Consider the following 2,044-nt stretch of genomic DNA (forward strand, 5'->3'; position numbering starts at 1 on the left):
TATATCAAGCGGATTGGTTATCTATTGATAATGCAGTGGTTGAGAGATTTTTTGGGCTGCTTTCAAAGCCAAAACTCTTTGAAAGCCTGTTTCACTTGCCTGCACATCCTTTTATACAGCAAGCTTTTTCGATTGTTTCAAAAGCACTTTCCAGTGATGAAATTCCTGATCGTATTGTGGAAATTCGCTTGTGGGAATTACTAGCTTGGTTGTCGGAACAGGGTGGTGTATTTAATCCATTTTCTACCCCATCCTTAAAGTGTCAAATTAGTAAGAAAATTTCAGAAAATTTTGAGTATCACTGGAAAATTGGAGACATTGCAAAATTGTTAAATACCAGTGAAGCTACATTGCGCCGTCATCTCGCTGCAGAAAAAACATCGTTTCGGGAAGTATTAACTACAGTGCGAATGATGCGAGCGTTGAATTTGTTACAACTCACTCAACGCCCAATTTCACAAATCGCCTATGAAGTTGGCTATGAAAGTCATTCACGTTTTTCCGTGAAATTTAAACAACATTTTGGTTGTTCTCCGTTAGAGGTTCGGCAATCGAGTGCTGTTTAACGACTATGTTCTACAATAATAGAAGCTTCGGCAAGGGCATTAGCTTTAGTAAAATAACCGACTACAGCAGGCATTGTATCTGCCGTCACATTTGGCAAGGTTTCTACACTTACTGCTGTGACTTTAATTTCGTAACGATGTTTTTGTCCTTCGGGTGGACAAGCTCCGCCAAAGCCTGGCACGCCAAAATCAGTGCGGGTTTGCAGCGCACCTTGTGGTAAATTAGTACCATCAGCTTTAATGCCTTCAGGAAGAGCGCTCGTATTTGCAGGAATATTTGCAACGACCCAATGCATCCAGCCAATGCCTGTTGGCGCATCTTTATCATAGATCGTCACCACAAAACTTTTCGTCCCTTTCGGGGCATTTGCCCAAGAAATCGCTGGTGACAGATTTTCTCCATTACAGCCAAAACCGTAGTTGGCACTTAATACGTTTTTGACGTGAAATCCGTATTCAGGTAAATCGGGTACATTGATGCTAAAAACTGATGAATGCGCACAAGCTACGCCAGCAACAAGCGAACAAAATGTAGTTGAGATTATTTTTTTCATTGTTTTTCCTTTTCTGATGTAAATGAAGCATTATTATAGGAAATATTATTGACTAAAATTGTGCGAAAACGCTCAAATATTTTTAGTTTTTGATATAGTTTGCAAATTTTCACAAAAATTAATTGCGTGCTTTGACTTTTCTTGCTCAACACCTTTCGCAGTATAAACCGTCCAAAATCATTGAAAGCAAATCTGAGCCTAGCCTTGAAGCCCTCGGAAATAATAGAAGCTTGATTATTAAGTATATTTTAGAGGTTTCTGGTTGTAGTATAAAATGGATCCTAGTAGAATATTCGAATAAATTTTTTCTATTCTATAGAGAATTTTTATTGTTTATAAACAATTGGTTAGCAGGGAGGTTTTCTGATTTTTACGTATAAAAAAAGCAGCACTTGAGCACTGCTTTTCGGTCTATTTTGTTAGATTAAATTACTAATAAAAATCACCAAAATAATCACGGGAACCACAAATTTGACATAGTTAAACCAAATTGTGGTGAAGCGTGAATTTGGTGTTGGAGATAGTTCTTTTTTTGCATCGTCTTTTAACACGAAACCAACGAAAATGGCACAACCAAGTGCGGTCAGCATAAAGAGAATATTTCCGCTAACGAAATCGAAGGCATCGAAAATGCTTTTACCGAATATGGTGAAATCTTTCCAAAGGTTATCACCTAGAATAGATGGCACGTTACCTAATAAGAAAATCCCCATTAAGGTAACAAAAATCGCTTTTCCTCGGCGCATTCTGAGTTTTTCTTGTAATGCGGTGATGATGACTTCGTAAATCGTGATTGACGTGGTTAATGCTGCAATAAGCAATAAACCGAAGAACACGATAGCAAAGAATTTACCCGCCCATAAGTGTGAGAATACAATTGGTAAACTTTGGAAAACCAAGGTTGGCCCTGCGTTAGGTTCAATG

The 2,044-nt window shown here is 38.1% G+C and carries 3 protein-coding genes; 1 reads left to right on the top strand and 2 read right to left on the bottom strand.

The window, feature by feature from the left end; translation table 11 throughout:
* The coding region (locus KH943_RS09990; protein ID WP_304110430.1) for an AraC family transcriptional regulator at positions 1 to 566 on the top strand (566 nt) is incomplete at its 5' end.
* On the opposite strand, the gene KH943_RS09995 is transcribed toward KH943_RS09990, so the two are convergent.
* Positions 563 to 1,120: a YbhB/YbcL family Raf kinase inhibitor-like protein gene (locus tag KH943_RS09995; protein ID WP_304110431.1), complete on the bottom strand. Its 558-nt coding sequence runs from the start codon at positions 1,118 to 1,120 to the stop codon at positions 563 to 565. The genes KH943_RS09990 and KH943_RS09995 overlap by 4 nt on opposite strands.
* Positions 1,121 to 1,539: 419 nt before the next feature.
* The coding region (locus KH943_RS10000) for a sodium-dependent transporter (RefSeq protein WP_304110432.1) at positions 1,540 to 2,044 on the bottom strand (505 nt) is incomplete at its 5' end.

Origin of the sequence: Haemophilus parahaemolyticus (assembly GCF_018373095.1) — a bacterium.
GTDB classification, from domain to species: domain Bacteria; phylum Pseudomonadota; class Gammaproteobacteria; order Enterobacterales; family Pasteurellaceae; genus Haemophilus_A; species Haemophilus_A parahaemolyticus_A.